Source organism: Neorhizobium petrolearium, from assembly GCF_017873175.1.
GTDB lineage: Bacteria > Pseudomonadota > Alphaproteobacteria > Rhizobiales > Rhizobiaceae > Neorhizobium > Neorhizobium petrolearium.
Map to the genome: position 1 here is coordinate 44,882 of NZ_JAGGJW010000009.1, position 22,011 is coordinate 66,892.

At 61.0% G+C, this 22,011-nt stretch carries 19 protein-coding genes; 9 read left to right on the forward strand and 10 right to left on the reverse strand.

All coding sequences use genetic code 11. The features are described 5' to 3' along the window. Positions 1–43 precede the first annotated feature (43 nt). Together J2046_RS17775 and J2046_RS17780 are read left to right on the forward strand one after the other, a co-directional pair. Positions 44–520: an RNA polymerase sigma factor gene (locus J2046_RS17775; RefSeq protein WP_210054070.1), complete on the forward strand. Its 477-nt coding sequence runs from the start codon at positions 44–46 to the stop codon at positions 518–520. 2 nt (positions 521–522) lie between these two features. Further along, positions 523–1,368 carry an anti-sigma factor family protein gene (locus J2046_RS17780; protein ID WP_210054072.1) on the forward strand — a complete coding sequence of 282 codons (846 nt, stop codon included), beginning with the start codon at positions 523–525 and terminating at the stop codon, positions 1,366–1,368. 33 nt (positions 1,369–1,401) lie between these two features. On the opposite strand, the gene J2046_RS17785 is transcribed toward J2046_RS17780, so the two are convergent. The 3 genes from J2046_RS17785 to J2046_RS17795 form a co-directional block, all read right to left on the reverse strand. After that, positions 1,402–2,556, reverse strand: a complete 1,155-nt coding sequence (locus J2046_RS17785) for a M20 aminoacylase family protein (protein WP_233469950.1) — start codon at positions 2,554–2,556, stop codon at positions 1,402–1,404. A 224-nt stretch (positions 2,557–2,780) separates the two neighbouring features. Further along, the gene (gene leuA / locus J2046_RS17790; RefSeq protein ID WP_210054076.1) at positions 2,781–4,517 is read right to left on the reverse strand and encodes a 2-isopropylmalate synthase; all 1,737 of its coding nucleotides are present in this window, start codon (positions 4,515–4,517) and stop codon (positions 2,781–2,783) included. Positions 4,518–4,842: 325 nt separating this feature from the next. Beyond that, a complete protein-coding gene (locus J2046_RS17795; protein ID WP_210054078.1) occupies positions 4,843–6,027 on the reverse strand; it encodes a benzoate/H(+) symporter BenE family transporter in 1,185 nt (394 codons plus the stop codon). Between the two features lie 218 nt (positions 6,028–6,245). On the opposite strand from J2046_RS17795, the gene J2046_RS17800 reads away from it, so the two are divergent. Further along, positions 6,246–7,280, forward strand: coding sequence for a MerR family transcriptional regulator (locus tag J2046_RS17800; protein ID WP_210054080.1), 1,035 nt, complete (start codon positions 6,246–6,248; stop codon positions 7,278–7,280). Positions 7,281–7,345: 65 nt separating this feature from the next. On the opposite strand, the gene J2046_RS17805 is transcribed toward J2046_RS17800, so the two are convergent. Beyond that, positions 7,346–7,933: an ATP-dependent Clp protease proteolytic subunit gene (locus tag J2046_RS17805; RefSeq protein WP_210054082.1), complete on the reverse strand. Its 588-nt coding sequence runs from the start codon at positions 7,931–7,933 to the stop codon at positions 7,346–7,348. 219 nt (positions 7,934–8,152) lie between these two features. Here J2046_RS17805 and J2046_RS17810 point away from each other — a divergent pair, with 219 nt between their 5' ends. Both J2046_RS17810 and J2046_RS17815 read left to right on the forward strand, forming a co-directional pair. Next, on the forward strand, positions 8,153–8,740 hold the full coding sequence (locus J2046_RS17810) for a HupE/UreJ family protein (protein ID WP_210054084.1): 588 nt from the start codon (positions 8,153–8,155) through the stop codon (positions 8,738–8,740). 96 nt (positions 8,741–8,836) lie between these two features. After that, positions 8,837–9,646: a DUF2076 domain-containing protein gene (locus J2046_RS17815; RefSeq protein ID WP_210054086.1), complete on the forward strand. Its 810-nt coding sequence runs from the start codon at positions 8,837–8,839 to the stop codon at positions 9,644–9,646. Here J2046_RS17815 and queF read toward each other — a convergent pair whose 3' ends face one another. From queF to J2046_RS17840, 5 genes are all read right to left on the reverse strand, one after another. After that, positions 9,647–10,111 carry a preQ(1) synthase gene (gene queF, locus J2046_RS17820; protein WP_210054088.1) on the reverse strand — a complete coding sequence of 155 codons (465 nt, stop codon included), beginning with the start codon at positions 10,109–10,111 and terminating at the stop codon, positions 9,647–9,649. Further along, a complete protein-coding gene (locus J2046_RS17825) occupies positions 10,108–11,028 on the reverse strand; it encodes a cation diffusion facilitator family transporter (RefSeq protein WP_210054090.1) in 921 nt (306 codons plus the stop codon). Before J2046_RS17825 ends, queF begins: the two co-directional genes overlap by 4 nt. Positions 11,029–11,222: 194 nt before the next feature. Beyond that, positions 11,223–11,831, reverse strand: a complete 609-nt coding sequence (locus J2046_RS17830; protein ID WP_210054092.1) for a LysE family translocator — start codon at positions 11,829–11,831, stop codon at positions 11,223–11,225. A 56-nt stretch (positions 11,832–11,887) separates the two neighbouring features. After that, the gene (locus J2046_RS17835; RefSeq protein WP_210054094.1) at positions 11,888–12,391 is read right to left on the reverse strand and encodes a GNAT family N-acetyltransferase; all 504 of its coding nucleotides are present in this window, start codon (positions 12,389–12,391) and stop codon (positions 11,888–11,890) included. A gap of 2 nt (positions 12,392–12,393) precedes the next feature. Then, entirely contained in the window at positions 12,394–14,583 is a 2,190-nt protein-coding gene (locus J2046_RS17840) for an anthranilate synthase (protein WP_210054096.1), read from the reverse strand. A gap of 277 nt (positions 14,584–14,860) precedes the next feature. Here J2046_RS17840 and J2046_RS17845 point away from each other — a divergent pair, with 277 nt between their 5' ends. Further along, positions 14,861–15,763, forward strand: coding sequence for an extensin-like domain-containing protein (locus tag J2046_RS17845; RefSeq protein WP_210054098.1), 903 nt, complete (start codon positions 14,861–14,863; stop codon positions 15,761–15,763). A gap of 27 nt (positions 15,764–15,790) precedes the next feature. Here J2046_RS17845 and J2046_RS17850 read toward each other — a convergent pair whose 3' ends face one another. After that, the gene (locus J2046_RS17850) at positions 15,791–17,470 is read right to left on the reverse strand and encodes a formate--tetrahydrofolate ligase (protein WP_210054100.1); all 1,680 of its coding nucleotides are present in this window, start codon (positions 17,468–17,470) and stop codon (positions 15,791–15,793) included. A 351-nt stretch (positions 17,471–17,821) separates the two neighbouring features. Between J2046_RS17850 and J2046_RS17855 the strand changes: the two genes are divergently transcribed. The 3 genes from J2046_RS17855 (at position 17,822) to J2046_RS17865 (ending at position 21,936) form a co-directional block, all read left to right on the forward strand. Continuing rightward, positions 17,822–20,053, forward strand: coding sequence for a TonB-dependent hemoglobin/transferrin/lactoferrin family receptor (locus J2046_RS17855; protein WP_210054102.1), 2,232 nt, complete (start codon positions 17,822–17,824; stop codon positions 20,051–20,053). Between the two features lie 233 nt (positions 20,054–20,286). Beyond that, positions 20,287–21,468: a hypothetical protein gene (locus J2046_RS17860; RefSeq protein ID WP_210054104.1), complete on the forward strand. Its 1,182-nt coding sequence runs from the start codon at positions 20,287–20,289 to the stop codon at positions 21,466–21,468. Further along, complete coding sequence (locus J2046_RS17865) at positions 21,469–21,936, forward strand: hypothetical protein (RefSeq protein WP_210054106.1); 468 nt, start codon at positions 21,469–21,471, stop codon at positions 21,934–21,936. Positions 21,937–22,011 lie beyond the last annotated feature (75 nt).

The following is a 22,011-nucleotide window of genomic DNA, read 5'->3' on the forward strand; positions in this document are numbered from 1 at the left end:
TTGCAGCCGTCATTGTAACGCAACCGCGAGAGCGTCCTCGTCCATGAACCAAGCGAGCTTATCGACCGATATTCGGCGCGACCTCGTCGCCCTCCTGCCGCGCCTGCGCCGTTTCGCGCTGACGCTGACGGGAAATGCGCCGGAAGCGGATGCTTTGGTACGCGAGGTCGCCGACCGGGCAATCCAGAAGAGTCATCACTGGAAAGGCGAAGACCGGCTGGAGAACTGGCTCTTCAGCATGATGCGCAGCCGTGCGGACGAAGCACGCAAGCGCAAACGGGTGGATCCGGATGCGGCCGATAGCGGAAACGCCCCCGGAAATCACAACTCATCGAATGCGCTTCTGTCCATGCCGGAAGGGTTCGCGAGCGCCCTGCTGCTGGCGGACGTGGAGGGTTTTACCTATGCCGAGGGGGCTGCGATCCTCAGCATCCCGACCGATCAGTTCGTGGCCCGGCTCTGTGCCGCCCGTCTGAAGCTTTCCTCGGTCGGCACAGCAACAAGCGAGCGTCGAGCCTGATTATGGGAACTTTCAAACCGTCGCCGCTTGAGCTGCAGCTCTCCGCCTATATCGACGGACAGGCCAACGAACGCGACCGGCAGGATGTCGAGGAATTGCTGGTCAACGACCCGCAGGCCCGGGCGCTGCACGACGCGCTGAAGCATGGGGCCGAAACCGGCCGGCGCGCCTTCGAAGACATGCTGAAGGAACCGGTGCCGCTCGATCTCGTCCGCGCCATCAGGAATGCGGCGCTGCCGCGCAAGGCCATCCGCCTGCCGCACGCGCCCCATCCGACACTTTCGTTCAAGCCCTCCGGCCCCCAGATCGCCGCCACCTGCCTTGTTCTTTTCCTCCTTGGTGGCGGGATCGGATACCTCGTTGGCGCCCGCCCCGTCGCATCGGAGACTGAACTGATTTCAGCGACTGCTGCGAACGGCCGCGACTGGCTGGACGATATCATAGCCCATTATCGGCTCTATGCGAGGCAGACCGATCATCTTGCGGAGATACCCGCTGAAAGGCCGGCCGATATTCTCGAATGGCTGACGACCAATACCGGCGTCGGCTTCCGTATTCCCGATCTCAGCGACAGCGGCTTGACCTTTCAGGGGGCACGTCTGTTCGCCGCCGGCGACGTGCCGGTCGGCCAGCTTCTCTACCGGCGCACCGATGGCGATGGGGACGGCGACGTGGTCGCCATTTCCTTCACCAAGACCCGGCTGGAAGGCAACCGCTCGATCGAGGAGATCCGCAATGACACGGGCCTCGTTTCCTGGGTGACCCCGCTTGCGACCTACATGGTCGTCGGCCCCTCCTCCGCCGCCGATCTGGACGACATCGCAGCCAAGGCTGCGGGGCTGATTTAGGGCAGTCTTGTCGAACTTGGCTTGTCTTGCTCCCTACAGCGGCATTCCGTCCTCTATTAATGATCTGAAATAGGCCACGCCGTACGGGATCGCCGCATCGTTGAAGTCGTAGCGTGGATCGTGGACTGAAGCAGTCTCACCGTTGCCGATGAGCATGATGTTGCCCGGCGCCTCCTCCAGCATGAACGCGAAATCCTCCGATCCCATGAGCGGCGTAAGCTCGCCGTCCACATGCGCCTCCCCGACTAGGGCCGTTGCCACATTGATCGCAAACAGCGTCTCGCGAACGTGGTTCACCGTCGGCGGATACATCCGCCTGTAGCGTATGCTGGCCTTCGCCTCGTAGGCTTCCGCCACCTTCTCGGCTATGGTGATTACCCGTGTCTCGATGAGACCCCGCAGCGACGGGTCGAAAGTCCTTGTCGTGCCGGTGAGCTCAGCGAATTGCGGGATGACGTTGCCGGCCTTGCCGCCGTTCAGAGCGCCGACGGTCACCACGGCACATTTCATCGGATCGATATTCCGCGACACGATGGTCTGAAGCGCCAGAACGATGTTGGCTCCGACGACGAGCGGATCGATGCTCGCATGCGGCGAAGCACCATGTGCGCCCTTGCCTTCGATGCGGATGCGAAAACCGTCCGCAGATGCTCCGATCGGTCCGCTGGCGGTCGCGAAATGACCGACCGGCAGCCCGGGCTCGGTATGCATGGCATAAACTTCATCGATACCGAACCGGGATATCAGCCCGTCGTCGATCATCGCCTTTGCGCCCGCGCCGCCTTCTTCGGCCGGCTGGAAGATGACGGCTGCGGTGCCATCGAAACGACGCGTCCCCGCCAGTTCCCTCGCAGCCCCGAGCAGCATGGCGGTGTGGCCGTCGTGACCGCAGGCATGCATTCTGCCTTGGGTTCTCGAGGCCCAGGGCAGGCCCGTCATTTCCTCCATCGGCAAGGCATCCATGTCGGCCCTCAGCCCGATGACCTTGCCGCTTGTCCGCCTCTGCCCGTTGATGACACCGACAACGCCGGTCCGGCCGATTCCAGTGGCGATCTCGTCGCACCCAAATTCCTCGAGTTTCGTTGCGACGAACGAAGCGGTTCTGTGAACGTCGTAGAGCAGTTCCGGATGGACGTGCAGGTCGCGCCGCCATTCAACGACTTCGCTGTAATCCTCTTCTGATTTCATGGTCATGCTCCGCCTGAGTGCCGTTCACGAACCTGCCTGCAGCCGTTGCGCACAAGCGTCGGTTGTGCTGAAGCTTCGACAGGCGCACAGACCGAATAGGGCGTGATACCGGCGACACAAATGCCACCCGCGCCCCGGCTGTCGGAAGCGAGGTTGAACCGTTGAGTGGTCGGGAGCCACAAGGGCCACCCTTCAAGGCGACCTTTGCACGGCCTTGCGGCCGATCAGGTGATGGCCTGTCCCTTCGTCGCCAGCACCCGGTTCGCCGCCGAAACGATCGCCTCCAGCGAAGCCGCGACGATGTTCGTGTTGATGCCGGCGCCGAACAGCTTACCGCCCGGATACTCAATTTCCACATAGGCGATGGCCGAAGCGTTGGAGCCGTGCTGCAGCGAGTGCTCGGAATAATCCGCGACTGACATGTCAATGCCGAGATAGGTCGAGAGCGCATTGATAAATCCGTCGATCGGCCCCGTCCCCTTCCCCTCGATGCGCTTCGTCTCGCCGCGATCGGTGATCTCGGCTGCCACGATCCGAATCCCCTTGTGTTCCGCGCCCGCCGGATAGGTGTGATGGTCGACGAATTTCAGCCGCGCGCCGGGCTGTTCCACGTAGCGCTCGATGAAACGGTCATAGATGCGCTTGGAAGGAAGCTCCACGCCCTCTTCGTCGGTGATCCGCTGGATGTCCTCGCGGAATTCGACCTGCAGGTTGCGCGGCAGGTTCAGTCCGTAATCCTCCTGCAGGATATAGGCGATGCCCCCCTTGCCGGACTGCGAGTTGATGCGGATGATCGCCTCGTAAGAACGGCCGACATCGCGCGGGTCGATCGGCAGGTAGGGTACCTCCCAATGGGGGTCGTTGGCCTGCCTGATCGCCTTCATACCCTTGTTGATCGCGTCTTGGTGCGAGCCGGAAAAGGCCGTGTAGACCAGTTCTCCAACGTAAGGGTGGCGCTCCGGGATCTTCATCTCGTTTGAATATTCATAGACGGCCTTGATCCGCTCGATATCCGAGCAATCCAGTTCCGGATCGACGCCCTGGGTAAACATGTTGAGCGCCAGCGTAACGATATCGACATTGCCGGTGCGTTCGCCATTGCCGAACAGAGTACCTTCGACGCGGTCTGCGCCCGCCATCAATCCCAGTTCCGTCGCCGCGATGCCGGTGCCGCGGTCGTTATGCGGATGCAGCGAGATGATGATGTTCTCGCGGTTGTCGATGTTGCGGCACATCCATTCGATCTGGTCGGCATAGATGTTCGGCGTCGCCATCTCGACGGTCGACGGCAGGTTGATGATCAGCTTGTTGTCGGCGGTCGGCTTCACTACCTCGATCACAGCGTTACAGATCTCGAGGGCCACGTCCAGCTCGGTGCCGGTAAAACTCTCCGGCGAATACTGGAAGCGATAGCCGCCACCTGCTTTTGCAGCCATGTCGGTAATCATCTTCGCCGCATCGACGGCGATCTGCTTGATGCCGGCGACGTCCTTGGCGAACACCACGCGGCGCTGCAGCTCGCTGGTGGAATTGTAGAAATGGATGATTGGCTGGTGTGCGCCTTCCAGCGCCTCGAAGGTACGGGTGATCAGCTCCGGCCGGCACTGCACCAGCACCTGCATGGAAACGTCTTCCGGCACACCGCCCTGTTCCACACACCAGCGTGCAAAGTCGAAATCAGTCTGCGAAGCGGAGGGAAAGCCGACCTCGATCTCCTTGAAGCCCATGTCGAGCAGCAGGCGGAACATGCGGGCCTTGCGGTCGTGGCCCATCGGATTGACCAGCGACTGGTTGCCGTCGCGCAAGTCGACGGAGCACCAGATCGGCGCCTTCGTGATGGTTTTCGACGGCCAGGTGCGGTCGGGAATGTTGATTGTCGGATAGGCGCGGTATTTCATCGCCGCTTCCGGCATGCCGTGTTTCACGGTCGGCATTTCAGGAGATTGGGTCTTGGCGTCCATGATCTGGAGTCTCTTCTCGCTTCACGCATCGCTTGGCGCCCTCCGGGGCAAAGCCATTGTCAATGCGGACCTTTAACGGTCTGATGTGGATCGGTCTTGAACGTTTGTGAGAGGAGCTCTTACGCCGGCGGGCTTGATCGGCCGCCGGGCGCTCCTCAACGGACCCGGCAACCGCGCGTAAGGTCGAGGCTAAGAAGCGAGGAAAGCGCAATAACCGTTGCCCCGGCCGCGATGCGGCTGGTCGGCAAACGGTCAGACATGATTGCGCCTGTCATGGTCATGGGCGGATGTATAGCCGCGACCGGATTTTGAGGCAAGTGCCCGATTATTTTTTCGGCGATTGCATGAAATGCTTGAGCGCCATCATCGCACCGCCGGCGACCAGCCCCCAGAACGCACCGGAAATGCCGGCAAACGAGGTTCCCGAGGCGGTAACGAGGAAGGTGATCGCCGCAGCCTCACGCGTTTCCGGTTCCCGATAGGCTGCGAAGGCCGCGCTAGAGAAAGCATTGACAAGACCTAACCCTGCTACCGCCTGCAGCAGAATCGGCGGCGCCAGCGACACGAAGGCTATGATGCCACCGGCGACAAGACCGAGTCCGATATAGCCGAAACCGCCGACAATCGCCGCCCAGTATCGTTTTGCGGGATCGGGATGGGCATCCTCGCTGGCGCACATGGCAGCGGTGATCGCCGCCATGTTGACCGGCACGCCGCCGGTGAGCCCGCCGAGGATCGAGAAGATGCCCGTGCCGGCAAACAGCAAACCCGGCGGCGGCTCGTAATGATGCACCTTGAGGATCGCGATGCCCGGAATGTTCTGGGACGCCATGGTGACGATGAAAAGCGGCACTGCGACGGAAACGATCCCGCTCCAGGTGAAGACAGGCTCGATGAAAGTGAGGTCCGGATGGATCGCCGCACCGATCTGTTCCATCGTATCCGCCGGCAGTTCGACCCCAAAGATCAGCACCAGCACGAGTGCAACGAGTGCCGCCGGCACGGCCCAGAGCCGCCAGCGCGAAACCACCACCATCCATGTGAGCACGATCGGCAGGCCGAGCGCGGCATTGAACGCCACCGCCTTCACCGGCGCGAGACAAAGGCTCAGCAGAATCCCGGCAAGCATGGCGTTGGCGAGCGGCGCCGGGATCATGCGGATCACCCGGCCAAGCGGCCGGAAGAGGCCCGAGAGCACGATCAACGCACCGCAGACGACGAAAGCGCCAACGACTGCGGGAAATCCGCCCTCGATCACGCTGATGCCGGCAAGCAGCGCGGCACCCGGCGTCGACCAGGCGATGCTGATCGGCATGCGGAACCAGGCTGAGAAGACGATCGCCAGCAGGCCCATCGAGACGGATTGCGCAAGCAGCGCCGAAGCGATCTCCGGTGAGGTCGCGCCCATCGCCTGCAATCCCTGCATGATGACGGCAAAGGAACTGACGAAACCGACGAAGGCGGTAAGCAGGCCCATCATCAGGGCGGATACGGAAAAATCCTTGAACATCTCGGGCGGGACTCGTGAACACGAAAATCGCTATCGAGCATAAGCCCTGCGGGAAAGGCAAGGCGCGTTTGCGGCATAAGGGTACGGCAGTCGGCGAAAAGTCATGGGCGAAATGAATGGCGGCGATCGATAATCCGCCGTGTCCTCACAAACAGGGTTGACCCGGCCCTTGGGGCTGCCCCGATAGAGAAGCGGTCAACAACCTACGAGGTGATTCCTTGACGTCTACCGCACAATATCTGAATGCGTCCAAGGCCGCCGAGCGGCTCGGCATATCTCCAAAGGCGCTCCGCCTTTACGAACAGCGCGGCCTGGTTTCGCCGGTCCGCACGTCAGCCGGCTGGCGGACCTATAGCCCTGCCGAATTGGCTCGTGCCGCCGAGATCGCAGCACTGAGAGCGCTCGGCCTCAGCCTCACCCAGGTGGCGCGGATTCTGAAGGGCGATCCGCAAGGCCTGGAACCGGTGCTTGCCGCGCACCAGATACGACTTGAAACCGAAGCCCGCCGTATCGCCGAGACGGTCCGGACGGTTCGCACACTCCGCACCGATCTGGCCGAAGGCCATCCGCCAAAGCTCAACGAACTCGTGCGGCTGACCAAACCAGCAGCCGAGGTGGTCGCCGCCTTCGACCTGCCCTGGCCCTGGGGCGGGGAACGGTTCGAGCTCACGGACATCAAGCCGCTGAACTACATCATCGGCCCGCTCGGCAGCGGCAAGACGCGGCTCGCCAAGGCGATTGCTGAACACCTTCCCAACACCGTCTTTCTCGATCTCGATCGCGCCGCGGACAACGCAGCCGGGGCACGGGCACGAATGGAAGCCGATCCTGCGCTGAAGGCCCGGGTCGAGCAAGCGCTGGCGTGGCTTGTCGAGGACGGCGCAACGATATCGCCGGCCTTGATCGAGCTCGTCGCCGCATTGGAAGCCGACGATGCGGCCATCCTGGTCATTGATATGATCGAACAGGGACTGGATCAGGCCACGCAGGAGGCCGTCATCGCGCATCTGCGCAGTCGCAGATCCGATGCATGCCCGCTCTTCATGCTGACGCGCTCGTCGGCTATCCTCGATCTCGCCGCCGTCGGCCCTGACGAGGCGATCATCCACTGCCCGGCCAACCACAATCCGCCGGTCCGGGTGATGCCCTATCCGGGCGCGCCGGGCTTTGAAGCCGTCGCGACCTGCCTTGCTTCACCTGAGATTCGAGCCCGCACCGAAGGCGTCATCGCCTGGCGGCCGCAGGTGGCCTAACCTCTGAGACAAAAAAGCCCCGCCGGCAATACCGGCGGGGCTCCGTCTTTAGGAATTCAAACGCGTCAGATTTCGTTCTGTGAGGTGATGATCCGAGACACAAGGCCGTAGTCCTTGGCCTCTTCTGCGCCGAGCCAGTAGTCGCGGTCGATATCCTTGGCGATCTTGTCCTCCGACTGGCCTGTGGCCTTGGAGAAGATCTTGATCAGCCGCTCGTTCATCTTGATGATCTCGCGCGCCTGGATCTCGATATCGGATGCCATGCCCCGCGTGCCGCCGGACGGTTGGTGCAGCAGGAAGCGGGTATTCGGCAGCGCGAGACGACGCTCCTTCGGCGCGGCGACATAGATCAGTGCACCGGCCGATGCCACCCAACCCGTGCCGATCATCCAGACCTTCGGCTTGATGAACTTGATCATGTCATGGATCGAATCGCCCGATTCCACGTGCCCGCCGGGCGAGTTCACATAGATGCGGATGTCATCGTCGCTGGCGGCGGAGAGTGCCACGAGCTGCGTGCAGACCTTCTGAGCCAGTTCCTGGGTGATCGGTCCATAGATGAAGATCGAACGCGACTTGAAAAGATTCGCCTCCGTCTCCTTGCCGAGCGGCAATTCTTTCGTCTTTTCGTCGTTTTCGTCTTCGTCGTTCATCACGGTCACAGTCTCCTGCATGGGATTCATGATACGGGACATAATGTGTTCGCCGCCGTAAGACAATGGAGAGGAAGTCTAAGACTCCCACCTTCTGATAGCTAAGGTGAATGACGTATCCCGAGCGCTCCAGGATAGCCAATTGGCGATAGACACGCGGAAGAGGCTTGCCTATCCTCCGATGTCATTTCGCATACTCATAATTTCAAGGGGATCACGATGCTGAAACGCCTTTCACTCACCGCCGCCATTTTTGCAGCCGCCGCGGCACCCGCCCTCGCCCATCTCGATCCTGTGGAGCACGGCTCCTTCATGGCGGGCGTTTCCCATCCGCTGTTCGGCGTGGATCATATTCTGGTCATGGTCGCGGTCGGCCTCTGGGCGGCGCAGATCGCCCGGCAAGACCAGAGCAACAAGGCGCTGTGGACCGTCCCCTCCGCTTTCGTCGGCACCATGGCCGTCGGCTTTGTGCTCGCCCTTGCAGGCGTGGCGCTTCCCTTCGTCGAGCCGGCCATCCTGGCATCCGTCATCGCACTTGGCCTGCTGGTCGCCATGGCGTCGCACCTGCCGACCGTGGTCGGCGCTGTGATCGTTGGCCTCTTTGCACTCTTCCACGGCCATGCGCATGGCGGAGAGCTTGGTTCTGCCGGCGCATTGCAGTTCGGGGTCGGCTTCGTTGTCGCCACTGCGCTCCTGCATGTGGCCGGCATCGCGCTCGGCCTGAGCATCTCCCGCTTCGCGCCCAATCTTACCCGCATGCTGGGCGGCCTCACCGCGCTTGCCGGCCTCTCGCTGGTCTTCGGCTGAGCGGAAGATTACAAGGATTTAAGCGATTTTGGCTTGGAAAAGCCGAAATCGCTTTCTACCTCCCTGATCATGGCAACCGCCCTCAAGGAGGCAGATATGTCACCGGAAGAACGCCAGCTTCTCACCACCCTTTTCGATCGTGTGCGGACGGCATCTGCAACACCACGCGATCGCGAAGCGGAAGGCTTCATCGATCAGGCAACCCGTGAACAGCCCTATGCCACCTACTATCTGGCCCAGGCCGTCATCGTGCAGGAAAAGGGCCTGGAAGCCGCAGCCAACCGCATCAAGGAACTCGAAGAGCGGATCCATGAGCTCGAAGCCGGCGAGAGCGAACATCATCGCGCCGAACAAGGCGGCGGTTTCCTGAGTTCCGTCTTCGGTTCGAGCCAATCCCAACATCCCGCGCCCGGCCCCTCTTCCGGCCCGTGGAGCCATGCGCCCCGGCAAAGCTACCGGACGAACCGGGACCAAGACGATGGCTATCGCGTCCCGCCGCCATCTTCCGGCCCCTGGGGAAGCCAGGCCCTTGCATCTTCCGCCGGCGGCGGCTTTCTGCGCGGCGCGCTCAGCACCGCAGCCGGCGTTGCGGGCGGCATGCTGCTCGCCAATTCGCTTTCAGGCATCTTTGGCAGCCACATGTCGTCGCTTGGCTGGGGTTCGCCTTCGGAAGGCGCCAATCCCTTCGGCAACACCCCGACTGGGGAAACCGTCATCAACAACTATTACGGTGATGATGCGATCCGGGAAGCTTCTGACAGCGATAATACCGGTGACCGCGACACCAACGACGCCAATTCAAACGACGGATGGCAGCAGGCCGATTACGGCAGCGATGATTTGGCCGATGACCAGCAGGACTTCGACAACGGCGACTTCGATACCGACGATTCGATGGACGTGTAACTAACCACGCCCCCGATAGGTCGGCACGCCCTGCTCCGGCAGCCAGACGCCGGCCGGCGCTTCTCCGGTTTGCCAGAAGACGTCGATCGGAATGCCGCCGCGCGGATACCAGTAGGCGCCGATCCTCAGCCATTTCGGCTGGAGGAGGTCGACGATCCGCCTGGCGATATAGATCGAGCAGTCCTCATGGAAGGCGCCGTGGTTGCGGAAGGAATGCAGGAAGAGCTTGAGCGACTTCGATTCCACCAGATACCCGTCCGGAATGTAGTCGATCACGATATGCGCGAAATCCGGCTGACCGGTCATCGGGCAGAGCGAGGTGAATTCCGGCGCGGTGAAGCGCACCACATAGTCGGTGCCCTGGTTGCCGTTCGGCACCTTTTCGAGAACCGCGGCTTCCGGGCTCTGCGGTGCCTCGACTTTCGATCCGAGCTGCGAAAGCCCGCTCACATCCGTCATCGTCATTTGCCAGTTCCTTCGACGTCTACCTTCTGTCCATGGGCGCGCTCGCCTTCGGGCTCCACATGGATCGCCAATGTGGCCTCGGGAATAATCGTTTTGATCGCATCTTCCAAGCGGTCGCAGATCCGATGTGCCTCATCGACGCTCATGCCGGCCGGCACGACCAGATGGAAATCGATGAAGGCGGCCGCCCCGGCGCGCCGCGATTTGAGATCATGTACGCCGAGTGCGCCTTCCGAATGAGTCGTGATCGCCTCGCGCACCGCCGCCTCTTCGTCCGGCTCGAGCGCCCGGTCCATCAGCCCGCCGACCGACTGCGAAATCACCCTGTATCCCTGGAACAGGATGTTGCAGGCAACCAGGATGGCGAGCACCGGATCGAGAAGCGCGTAGCCCGTCATGACGGCGAGGATAAGGCCGACAAACACGCCCGCAGACGTTACCACGTCCGACATGACGTGATGGCCGTCCGCCGTCAGCGCCGGCGAGCGATGCGCCTTGCCGACCCTGATCAGCAATGTCGCCCAGCCGGCGTTGACGAGCGCCGCCAACCCGTTGATCGCCAGACCAAGCACCGGCGCATCCAGAAGCTTCGGCGAAAACAACGCGCCCCATGCCTCCTGGATGATCAGCAGCGCCGCCACGATAATGAGGGCGCCTTCGATCACAGCCGAGAAATATTCCGCCTTGTAATGGCCGAACTGGTGATCCTCGTCGGCCGGGCGCTGCGCATAGCGGATGACGAAATAGGCGATGAAGGCGGCAACCACGTTGACGGTCGATTCCAGCCCGTCCGAAAGCAACGCCACCGAGCCCGTCACCCACCAGGCAAGCAGCTTCAGCCCCATGACGGCGAAGGACATGGGAATGCCCCAGAAGGCAAGCCGCTCGACGATCGGGTCAACCCTTACCGATACCATCACCAATTCCTTATGCGCATGCGAACGATTTGCAGGACCTGAGATCCAAAACGCCGAAACCGCCGGAGCGAGGACGTCTCGCTCCGGCGGTTTCGAATGGCGGGGTGTATGACTCAGGCGGAAAGGTTTGTCAAAGGCGATATCAGCCCCGCTCAATCACCTTTTTTGCGCCACGATTGGCTCAGCGCTCATCCTCACGTTCTCGAAGCGATCATGACGGCCGAGCCCGTGATGATTCCGGCGGAGCAGCGATTGACGATCCTCATGTGGCGTTCTGATTGCACCAGTCGGCGGGCTCGCTCGGCCACTAGGACATATACGGTCTGAACGGCAAGATCGATGGACACGCCGCCGATCAGGATGAAGCTCAACTGCTGGAGGGACAGCGCGCCCATATCGAAGGCGTGCGGCAGGATGGCACCGAAAAAGACCACTGCTTTCGGATTTCCGATCGTCAGGAAGGCCCCGGAAAGAAAGCCTTGCGCCTTGTCGGCCTCGCGCGGAACCGAGGGCATTGCCCCGGCATTCCAGAGCTTGAAGGCGAGGAAAATCAGATAGCAGACACCAAGCCATTTCACCGCAATAAATACCGGCTCGAAGCGCACCGCCAATTGCGAAAGGCCCAGCACGGCGGCTGTCAACCACAGGAAATTGCCGGACACCATACCGATCGCGAACGGAGCAGCATTGCGGCCGCCGCGGGACATGACCTGAGCGATCAGCGCACCCTGGCCTGCCCCCGGAAGAGCGGCCGCGATCGTGAAGGATATGATGAAAAACCAGACCGCATCCCAACCTGTCACGAGTTCCTCCCCGAAAAGCCTCCGGTGCAGCTTCCAATATCTACGTCCGCGAAAGCCTACCCGAAAATCACCGCCATCTGTATCGCATCGATAAACCGCCCGTCGATCTTGACTGCATCGCGCGCCACGCCTTCCCGCACGAAGCCGACCTTTTCGTAAAGCGCGATCGCTCGCGGATTGTCCGCATGCACATGCAGTTCGACGCGGTGGAAGCCCCGCTCGCACGCGAGTTCCAACGCGGCGCAGATCAGCCGCTTGCCGAGCCCCTTGTCGCGATACCCGGGAATGATGCCCATGCCGAGAGCTCCGCAATGGGCATGCGTCTCGCGGGCATGGCGGCGGATATCGCACCAGCCGACCACCTTACCCCCCATCACCGCCACGACTTGCGGATGGCCGCCCTCGATCATGTCGAGCACGAATTCTCTCGTGCTCTCGAGCGGCGGCGCCTCCAGAAAGGTCAGATATTTACGCTCACGAGAGACCATATCGAGAGCCTTATGAAAGCTCTCGATATGTTCTTCGCGAATGCGCTCGATCGTAATGATCTCGGAAGACACTCTTACGCCGCCTTGATTTTGGCCTTGCGCGACAAATGCGCCACGACGTTCTCGATCATCCGCATGCCGGCATCGCCTCCAAGCGTCATGATCGATTCCGGATGGAACTGCACCGCCGCGACCGGTTCCTTGGCATGTTCGATGCCCATGATCGTGCCGTCCTCGCTTTCCGCCGTGATGATGAAATCCGGATGCAGCGTCTTCGGATCGGCGAAGATCGAGTGGTAACGACCGACCGTCACTTCCTTAGCAAGGCCGGAAAAGACGATACCCGGCTCCAGCACGCGGATGCGTGACGGCTTGCCGTGCATCGGCAGCGCCAGATGCCGGAGTTCCCCGCCATAGGCCTCCGCCAGCGCCTGCAAGCCGAGGCAGACGCCGAAGATCGGCAGGTTTCTTGCCCTCGCCTTTTTGATCGTCGCCTTGCAGTCGAAATCCTTCGGATTGCCAGGACCCGGCGACAGCACCACGAGGTCCGGATCGAAGCGGTCGAACACCTCTTCCGCCACCGGGGAGCGCACCGTCGACACGGTGGCACCCGTCTGGCGGAAATAGTTGGCGAGCGTATGGACGAAACTGTCCTCATGATCGACGAGCAGGATCTTCACCCCTTGCCCGACCCGCGCCACGTCGCGGCCGGCCTTCGCCGTATTGCCGGTGCGGGCATCGCGGATCGCAGCGATCATGGCGGATGCCTTGAGCTCGGTCTCGGCCTCCTCCTCATGCGGATCGGAATCATTGAGCAGCGTCGCACCAGCCCGCACTTCCGCGATACCGTCTTTCACGCGGATGGTGCGTAGCGTCAGCCCCGTGTTCATGTCGCCGTTGAAGCCGACCATACCAATCGCCCCGCCATACCAGGCACGCGGGCTCTTCTCGTGGTTCTCGATGAAGCGCATCGCCCAGAGCTTCGGCGCACCGGTGACCGTGACGGCCCAGGCGTGGGAGAGAAAACCGTCGAAGGCGTCCATGTCCTCCCGCAAGCGTCCTTCGATATGGTCGACCGTATGGATGAGACGCGAATACATCTCGATCTGCCGCCGGCCGATCACCTTCACCGACCCCGGCTCGCAGACGCGCGACTTGTCGTTCCGGTCGACATCCGAGCACATGGTGAGCTCGGATTCATCCTTCTTGGAATTGAGCAGCTTCAGGATCTGCTCCGAATCCGAGATCGCATCCTCGCCGCGCTTGATCGTGCCGGAGATCGGGCAGGTCTCGATGCGCCGGCCGGAGACCCGCACGAACATTTCCGGCGAGGCGCCGATCAGGTATTCCTGGTTTCCGAGATTGATGAAGAAGGAATAGGGCGACGGATTGATCGCCTTCAGCCGGTTGGAAATCTCCGACGGCTTCGAGTCGCACCGCTCCATGAATTTCTGGCCGGGCACGACCTCGAACAGGTCGCCGCGCCGGAAGCTCTCCTTCGCCTTCACCACAAGCTCGGCATATTCGCCTGGCTTATGGTCGCCCTTCGGTGGAGTCGTGGTCGTCCGCTGGAAAGGTTCCGGCGCGATATCGGCCGACTTGCCTTCGGTCGTGGCGCCATCCTTTGAAAAATCATAGCGGTCGATCCAGGCCTTGGCCGCGTGATGGTCGACGACCAGGATCTCGTCGGGCAGGAAAAGCACCATGTCGCGCTGGTCTTCCGGTCGCGCCATGGAGAGCTTGATGGCATCGAACTGGAAGGCAAGGTCGTAGCCGAAGGCGCCGAACAGGCCGATCGCCGAGTCCGCTTCCGAATAAAAAAGATCGACGATCGCCCGCAGCACGGAGAAGACCGTCGGCATCTTGGAGCGCTCCTCCTCGGTGAAGACGCGCGTCGGCTCGTTGACGGCAAGGTCAAGCCGGCGAGCGGTCTGTTCACCCAGCGTCAGGTCGGCAACCGTCTTCAGCTTGTCGGCGACGAAACCGAGCAGCACCTCGCCCCGCTCGTTATAGGCTTCGATCCACACCCTGCGGCCGTTGCAGGAAATCCCGAGCGGCGGATCGGCGATCGCCGTATCCCAGCGGGTATAGCGGCCCGGATATTCGTAGTTGGAGGAAAAGACCGCGCCCCGCCGCTCGTCGAGCCGGTCGACATAGGAGGAAATCGCCGTCGCATAGTCGGCCGCACGCCGCTGCCGGCTGACGGTGATCCCTCCCCGGGTCTCGTAGACTTCCGAACCGTCATCCCGAATGATCGTTACCATTGTCCTGTCTCTCCGATCTGGTTCGCCGATCCCCGTGCGGCCAATAAAAAAGCCGCCTCGGTTCTCGGGCGGCTTTGGTCTTGTCGATGGACATGACTGGTCAAGGCCGCGTGAAGCGTGCCGGCCACCAGTTACCGATGTTCATCGAAATCGTCATGGGCGGAATTGTTAGCTTGGCTCGCGGCTACGCGCAAGCGAATTTCTTCGGCTCACGATGCGACCAAACGGAAGGGAAATGCGTTGCTCCTCCGCCAACCTGCCGGAGGAAGCCAGAAGCATGAAGCGATCCCTTTGCCTGCTTGCGATGAGCATACCGCTTTTGCTCGGCGCCACCCTGCCGGAGCACGGCCCTGTTCCATCCGCAAAGCCGGCCGAAAGGACCGAGCCGGCACCGGAGGCTGCGGCGCCCGACGTTCGGAGCGCGGAACCCGAAGCCCCCGCAATGAAATCCGAACAGCCCGGGGCCGCCGAAGTTCCCGCACCTTTGCCAAAGCCTGAAGAAAAACCGGCGCGGCAAGCGCCTGCCACCACGATCACCCCGAATGATGGGCCAAAGCCCGACGGTAAGGAAAAGGAGGAAGACGAGGCCGAAGCTCCACCACCTCCGCCCCCGCTCGTCAAGGAGGATCCGGAAGAACTGAAAGCCTGCCTGGCTGAACTTTCCGCACTCGGCGCGAAATTCGAGGCGGGCGATCCGATCGACGACGGCAATGGCTGCGGCATCGAACATCCGGTCGAGATCGCGGAAGTCCTGCCAGGCGTCGACCTCGGCGGCGCCACCATGCGATGCAAAACCGCGGCGACCATGGCGCACTGGCTGAAGGACACCGTCCAGCCTGCGATGAACATCGCGATGCCGGGGCGGAAGATCGTCGGCATTGCGCCCGGCTCCACTTATGCCTGCCGTTTGCGAAACGGCGCGTCGACCGGCAAGATTTCCGAGCACGCCCGCGGCAACGCCATCGATGTCGCCGCCTTCAGGCTCGACAATGGCGAGACGATGGAGATGAAGTCACGCGACGAGGATTCCACACTCGAAGGAGCATTCCAGCGCACCGCGACCGCCGGCGCCTGCCTGCACTTCACGACCGTCCTGTCACCGGGCAGCGACGCTGCACACCAGAACCACCTGCATCTCGACGTGCTCGAAAGGAAAGACGGCTACAGATATTGCCGGTGAATCAGATTGGGCACTGCCGGAAATCTATCAGAACAACCCTTCCACGAACCCCTCGTCATTCAGGAAAATCCGCTCGGCCGAAGGCACGCGCGGCAGGCCCGGCATGGTCATGATCTCGCCGGTGATGGCGACGACAAAGCCGGCGCCGGCCGAAAGCCTGACCTCGCGCACATGCACGACATGCCCTTCCGGCGCGCCGCGCAGGTTGGGATCGGTGGAGAAGGAATATTGCGTCTTGGCGACGCAGATCGGCAGGTCGCCGTAGCCCTGTTCCTCCCAGGCTTTCAACTGGTCCTGCACGCCCCTGTCGGACGTCACCTCGCCGGCATGATAGATTTTCGAAGCAATGATCTCGATCTTCTCCATCAGTGGCAGATGGTCGGGATAGAGCGGCTGGAATTTCGCCTGACCACCCTCGGCAAGCTCGACCACCTTTTCCGCCAGTTCCTCGATGCCCGCCGAACCCTCTGCCCAGTGGCGGCAGAGAATGGCGTCGGATCCGTGCCGCGCCACATAATCCTTCACGGCAGCGATTTCGGCATCGGTATCCGACGTGAAATGGTTGATGGCGACGACCACCGGCACGCCGAATTTCCGCACATTTGCGATGTGACGGCCGAGATTGGCGCATCCGCGCTGCAGCGCCTCGACGTTTTCAGCGGAAAGATCGTCCTTCCTCACCCCGCCGTTCATCTTGAGCGCCCTGACGGTTGCGACGATCACCGCCGCGTGAGGCTTCAGACCAGCCTTGCGGCACTTGATGTCGAAGAATTTCTCCGCCCCGAGATCGGCCCCGAAACCCGCTTCCGTCACCACGTAATCGCCGAGCTTCAGCGCCGTCCTGGTGGCGATCACCGAATTGCAGCCATGCGCGATATTGGCGAAAGGCCCGCCATGCACGAAGGCCGGATTGTTTTCGAGCGTCTGCACGAGGTTCGGCTGCATCGCGTCCTTGAGCAGCACCGTCATCGCCCGGTGGGCCTTGATGTCGCGCGCAAACACCGGCGTCCTGTCGAACCGGTATCCGACGACGATGTCGCCGAGCCGCCGTTCGAGGTCGTTGAGGTCCGACGCCAGGCAGAGGATCGCCATGACTTCCGAGGCGACGGTGATATCAAACCCGCTCTCCCGCGGGAAACCGTTGGCCACACCACCGAGCGAGGCAACCATCTGGCGCAGAGCCCGGTCGTTCATGTCCATCACCCGCCGCCAGGTGATGCGCCGCACGTCGATGTTCTCGGCGTTCCCCCAATAGACGTGGTTGTCGATCATCGCGGCGAGCAGGTTGTGCGCCGCCGTGATGGCGTGGAAATCGCCGGTGAAGTGCAAGTTGATATCTTCCATCGGCACGACTTGGGCATAACCGCCGCCGGCCGCTCCACCTTTCGTGCCGAAGCAGGGCCCGAGCGACGGCTCGCGGACGCAGATCACGGCCTTTTTGCCGATGCGGTTGAGCCCGTCGCCCAAACCCACGGTCGTCGTGGTCTTGCCCTCGCCCGCCGGCGTCGGATTGATCGCTGTGACGAGGATAAGCTTGCCGTCCTGACGAGCTGAAAGCGAGGCGATAAAATCGGCCCCGACCTTCGCCTTGTCGTAACCATAGGGCGCCAGCGCATCCGCCGGTATCCCCAGCCGCGCGCCGATTTCGACGATCGGCTTTTTCTTCGCGGCGCGCGCAATCTCGATATCCGATTTGACGGCTGCCATGCGTTCCCCGCTCCCGTTCGTTCTGTAGAGTTCGAATATGCCCGTGCGGTTATGAATAGCGAAGGAAACGTAATGTGGGAATGGCGGTGATGGGAAGGGAAGCCTCCCGAGGTGTGGCTTTTACGCATCACACGATAACTTGACTAAAAAAGTCAGATTCAAACTTGACTCCTTTTGTTTAGATTTTTAATTCTCGCCGCCGGGGCTTCCGCTGAGCGGAAATCGACAAATCCGAATTCTTTTCCGCGCGTTGGGCAATGAACGGCGCGCGACGTTGCCGCATGCTTTTTAAAGGGGGCTTTCATGGGTTCGCGCTTTTTACGACACCAGCATCTTTGGGCTGGAACTGCCATGGTCGTTGCACTGGGTATCACCTCCACGGCCTATGCACAGGAGGCGACGACGGACGACCCGTCGACGGAACTGAAACCGATCGTGCTGACGGCGGAGAAAGGCGGACGGGTTGCCGATTCCCCCCTGACGCAGACCACCGAGCGCGCAAAGATCCAGGAGCGCATGGTCACCGATTTCAAGGATTTCGCCCGCCGCATCGATGCCGGCGTGAATTTCAACAGCAACACCAAGAGCGTCAATATCCGCGGTCTGCAGGACCAGCGCGTCCTGACGACGATCGACGGCATCCGCCTGCCCTGGTTGACCGACCCGCGCGACAGCGCCCAGGGCGGCATCAATTCCTTCGACTTTGACAGCCTGTCGTCGGTCGACATCACCAAGGGAGCCGATTCCAGCCGTTACGGCTCCGGCGCGCTCGGCGGCGTCGTGGAACTGCGCACCCTCAATCCGGAGGACCTGATCGAGGAAGGCAAGAATTTCGGCGCACTCACCAAAACCACCTATGACAGCGCGGACCAGAGCGTGGGCGGCAATGCCGCGATCGCAGGCAGGTTCAACGATAGCTGGTTGCTCGTCCAGGGCGGTTACAAGAAGGGCCACGAGACCGAGAACCAGGGGTACATCGGCGGTTATGGCACGAGCCGCACGGAAGCTAATCCAGCCGACTTCGTTCAGAAGAATCTCCTCGTGAAGTTCCATCAGTATCTGGAAGGCGGTCACCGCTTCGGGCTGACGGCGGACCTCTTCAACCGCGACGAGGACTTCGACAACATGCGCGGCACGACGTCCAGCTATGAGCAGGGCAGCTTCAAGTCCGGCGAGGAAGTCGATCGCAAGCGCTTCTCCGGCTCCTACGATTTCATTTCGCCGGACGGCACTGATATCGTCGACCAGGCAAGCGTCAACATCTACTGGCAGAAGGAAAAGCTGAACAATACGACGGACGCGATCCGGCTGCGCGACGGCCGAAGCTTTATCATTCCGGGCGACCCCTTCTTGTATGGGCCTCCCTACGGCGTCTACAAACGCGACAACATGATCGAGCAGACCTCCTACGGCATCACCGGCGATGCCCGGAAGGAATTGCAGATCGGCGGAGCGACGCATGAATTCCGGTTCGGCGGCGAACTCTACTGGCAGAAGACCCATCAATATTCCGCCGGTGTCGACAATTGCCCGGATGTCGACTGGACGACGATCCCCGACCCGTTTGGCCCGCAGGCGTGCCGGTTCCTGCATTCCAACGCTTCCGACATGCCGGATGTCGACGGTTTCATTTTCGGCGCATTCGTCGAAGACGATATCAAGCTGATGGATAATCGCCTGACGGTGACGCCCGGCGTCCGCGTCGACTGGTACAGCTACGATCCCAAATCCACGGCGGCCTTCGAGCGAAGCCCGAACTACGACCCGTCCTATCTGAATTCGGCGGAGGACTTCGGCATTTCTCCGAAGCTCCGCATCGCATGGCAGGCGACCAAGGAACTCGAACTGTTCGCGCAATACGCCCGCGGCTTCCGTGCGCCGACTGCTCTGGAACTCTACCAGAATTACGGTCAGCCGGGCTCCTATGCCCGCATCGGTAATCCCGATCTGGAAACTGAAACCAGCAACGGCTTCGAGATCGGCGCCAAGTACGTCGGAACCGACTATTCCGTCTCGGCAACCCTGTTCAATAATTACTATCGCAACTTCATCGATACAGTCTCTCTTCCGGATCCCGGCAACATCTATCCGATCGCCGGCATCACCGGCTACGAAAACCTCGACAAGGTCCGCATCTACGGCATTGAGCTTGCGGGCGAATGGCAGTTCCATCCGAACTGGCGCACTTGGGGCTCGCTCGCCTGGACCAACGGACGTGATACCGGAACGGGCGCCTACCTGAACTCGGTCGCTCCGCTGCGTGCGATCGTCGGCTTGGGATATGCGCAGGAAACATGGGGCACGGACGTCTCGCTCACCATGGCGGCGGACCGCGATAAGGTTAGCGGCAGCGGCTTCGAAGCTCCGGGCTACGGCATTGTCGATCTGTCCGCCTGGTGGGCTCCCGAACAGATCGGTGACGTAGACGTCAAGGGCCTGAAGGTGCAGGCAGGTGTCTTCAACGTGTTCGACAAGAAATACTGGGACGCCGTCAGCGTACCGGACGGCACGACCATCGCCAGCCGCGACTACTACAGCGAGCCGGGCCGAACCTTCAAAGTCTCCATCAGCAAGAAGTTCTGATCATTCCCTACCCGAGACCGGAAACGCCGTGCCACCAAGGTGCGGCGTTCTTCTTTGAAATATTCGCGCCTTACTGCTGCAAATTCGGATTCCGTAAGATCATGCGATAGCTCTGCCGGCGGTCACTGTGATTCCACATATCATTCCGCGGAATTGCTCGCGGATAAATATGATTGCAATATTTCCGCCATCAATTACCATTGGTTGAGCAACGAGTAACAGGCTGGGGTGCCATGTTGCGGAAGATCGGCAGACTATCGGCAACGGCATATATTGTTGCGACATCGGCAACGGCCGCATCTGCCGCCGACTGGTCGTTCTATACATCCGAGAACGGCATTGTTGACCTAAGCGTACAAGACGACGGAACCCTGATCGGTTCGTACAAGGGGTTTACGAAACAAGGCTCGCGCTTTGAAGTGCCAATCAAGGGCGCCAATCCGACCGAGGGCGTGTTCGATCTCAACTTCGATTTCGGAGGGCATACGAAGGCGGTTCAACTCAAGAAGACCGGCGACACCGACGGCTTCCGTACATGGAAGACCGTTTCCGGAGAGTTGCCGAACCGTGAAACCGAAATGACCGCGCCGCTGGCGGTCGCAACGGCTGCGGCCGCCGATCTCGCAAAGCAGTGGTACAGGTCGAATCTGACGAGCTACGGCCTGGCGGCTTATCGAGCCTATCTCCTTGAGAAGCAGGAACTTTTGAAGGAAGCCTTTGGCGAGGCCTATTCTCCCGAAGCGTTCAGCGAGACGGTGGGCATTATCGACAGCCGCCGCAACTATTCACGCTGGCAGGTCGCAACCAGCCTGGCACTGGACGAGACTGCCGGCATCCAGACGCTCGGCACCGGCAACGACATCGCCATGATCTCGGTGCCGGATGCCCTGCTCACCAACGACCTGACACCGACGATCCTTCAAAACAGCGGCATTCCGATGGAACCGCCGCCATCGATCTTCCCGCAATCGACGAAGACCGCGAGAATTCCCGTCAGGAATGTGTTCCACACGCTTTACAGCCAAGGGGTTCTCGCACAGGAGGATAGCACGGAGTTCATGTCGCTTTTCGCGGGCCGGGATTGCAGGATGCACCCGCCAAGGCCGATGCTGATCGCCGCGACCTGTACCTATCACTCGGACACCTTCGGCTATTCCATGAGCGAACACTTTTGGATCAAGACCCTGGTGACCTTTCGCCTGGGTCCCCCGCTGCAGAACGATCAGCTTCAGGTCGTCTATATAGAAAACGATACGCTGGCAGCGTCCGGAAAAAAAGAAAATCCGCCGACGGCCGACAAATACAATTCCGAACACAACAACACCAAAACGGCGACTTACTGCATAGAAACATTCCAGAGCGAAGTGACATCGCACATAATCACGAAATACCCAAGGACAACGATGGAGGAATAAATGCCGAAAGGGTATCTCATCATATTTACGTCGCTTGCCATATTGTTTGGCCATATCGGATTTGCCGGCTATATTTTTGCGGGAGACAACAGGCTGACATATGACGAGCGGATCGACACAGTGCTCGTTGTGGCGCCTCTGACCGCCGCCTATTTCATCAGCGCGCTCCTTTTCGTGATCAGGAACCAGCAGCGGGACATCGTCGTCAAAACCGAAAGGGCCAACGGCCTTTTCTACGTTTTTTCGATCGTGATCGTCCTCAGCTTCTTCGTATCGATCTTCTGGCTCCTGCGCTCATACGAGATTGGCATCATCTCCACGATTACCTCGCTCAAACGTGGACTGGGGGCAGTAGAGACGATTCTGGGCGCCGCATTTGCACTCATCATGGAAAACCTGTTCGGCTCTATCGAGAAAAAGACCAACATCGTAGAACCGGCACCGGTGGTACCGGCCAACGGGGGGTGATCGTCTCCCGGCGCTTCGCTTTCGCTCAGCGCGTTCGTCATTGCAATCGATTCACCGGATCGATTGCTCCGGCTT

Bases quoted from the DNA above. Each gene is read 5' to 3' on its own strand.
- J2046_RS17775 (WP_210054070.1), top strand. From the start codon at position 44: ATGAACCAAGCGAGCTTATCGACCGATATTCGGCGCGACCTCGTCGCC.
- J2046_RS17780 (WP_210054072.1), top strand. From the start codon at position 523: ATGGGAACTTTCAAACCGTCGCCGCTTGAGCTGCAGCTCTCCGCCTAT.
- J2046_RS17785 (WP_233469950.1), bottom strand. From the start codon at position 2,556: ATGAAATCAGAAGAGGATTACAGCGAAGTCGTTGAATGGCGGCGCGAC.
- leuA (WP_210054076.1), bottom strand. From the start codon at position 4,517: ATGGACGCCAAGACCCAATCTCCTGAAATGCCGACCGTGAAACACGGC.
- J2046_RS17795 (WP_210054078.1), bottom strand. From the start codon at position 6,027: ATGTTCAAGGATTTTTCCGTATCCGCCCTGATGATGGGCCTGCTTACC.
- J2046_RS17805 (WP_210054082.1), bottom strand. From the start codon at position 7,933: ATGAACGACGAAGACGAAAACGACGAAAAGACGAAAGAATTGCCGCTC.
- J2046_RS17810 (WP_210054084.1), top strand. From the start codon at position 8,153: ATGCTGAAACGCCTTTCACTCACCGCCGCCATTTTTGCAGCCGCCGCG.
- J2046_RS17815 (WP_210054086.1), top strand. From the start codon at position 8,837: ATGTCACCGGAAGAACGCCAGCTTCTCACCACCCTTTTCGATCGTGTG.
- queF (WP_210054088.1), bottom strand. From the start codon at position 10,111: ATGACGATGACGGATGTGAGCGGGCTTTCGCAGCTCGGATCGAAAGTC.
- J2046_RS17825 (WP_210054090.1), bottom strand. From the start codon at position 11,028: ATGGTATCGGTAAGGGTTGACCCGATCGTCGAGCGGCTTGCCTTCTGG.
- J2046_RS17840 (WP_210054096.1), bottom strand. From the start codon at position 14,583: ATGGTAACGATCATTCGGGATGACGGTTCGGAAGTCTACGAGACCCGG.
- J2046_RS17845 (WP_210054098.1), top strand. From the start codon at position 14,861: ATGAAGCGATCCCTTTGCCTGCTTGCGATGAGCATACCGCTTTTGCTC.
- J2046_RS17850 (WP_210054100.1), bottom strand. From the start codon at position 17,470: ATGGCAGCCGTCAAATCGGATATCGAGATTGCGCGCGCCGCGAAGAAA.
- J2046_RS17855 (WP_210054102.1), top strand. From the start codon at position 17,822: ATGGTCGTTGCACTGGGTATCACCTCCACGGCCTATGCACAGGAGGCG.
- J2046_RS17860 (WP_210054104.1), top strand. From the start codon at position 20,287: ATGTTGCGGAAGATCGGCAGACTATCGGCAACGGCATATATTGTTGCG.
- J2046_RS17865 (WP_210054106.1), top strand. From the start codon at position 21,469: ATGCCGAAAGGGTATCTCATCATATTTACGTCGCTTGCCATATTGTTT.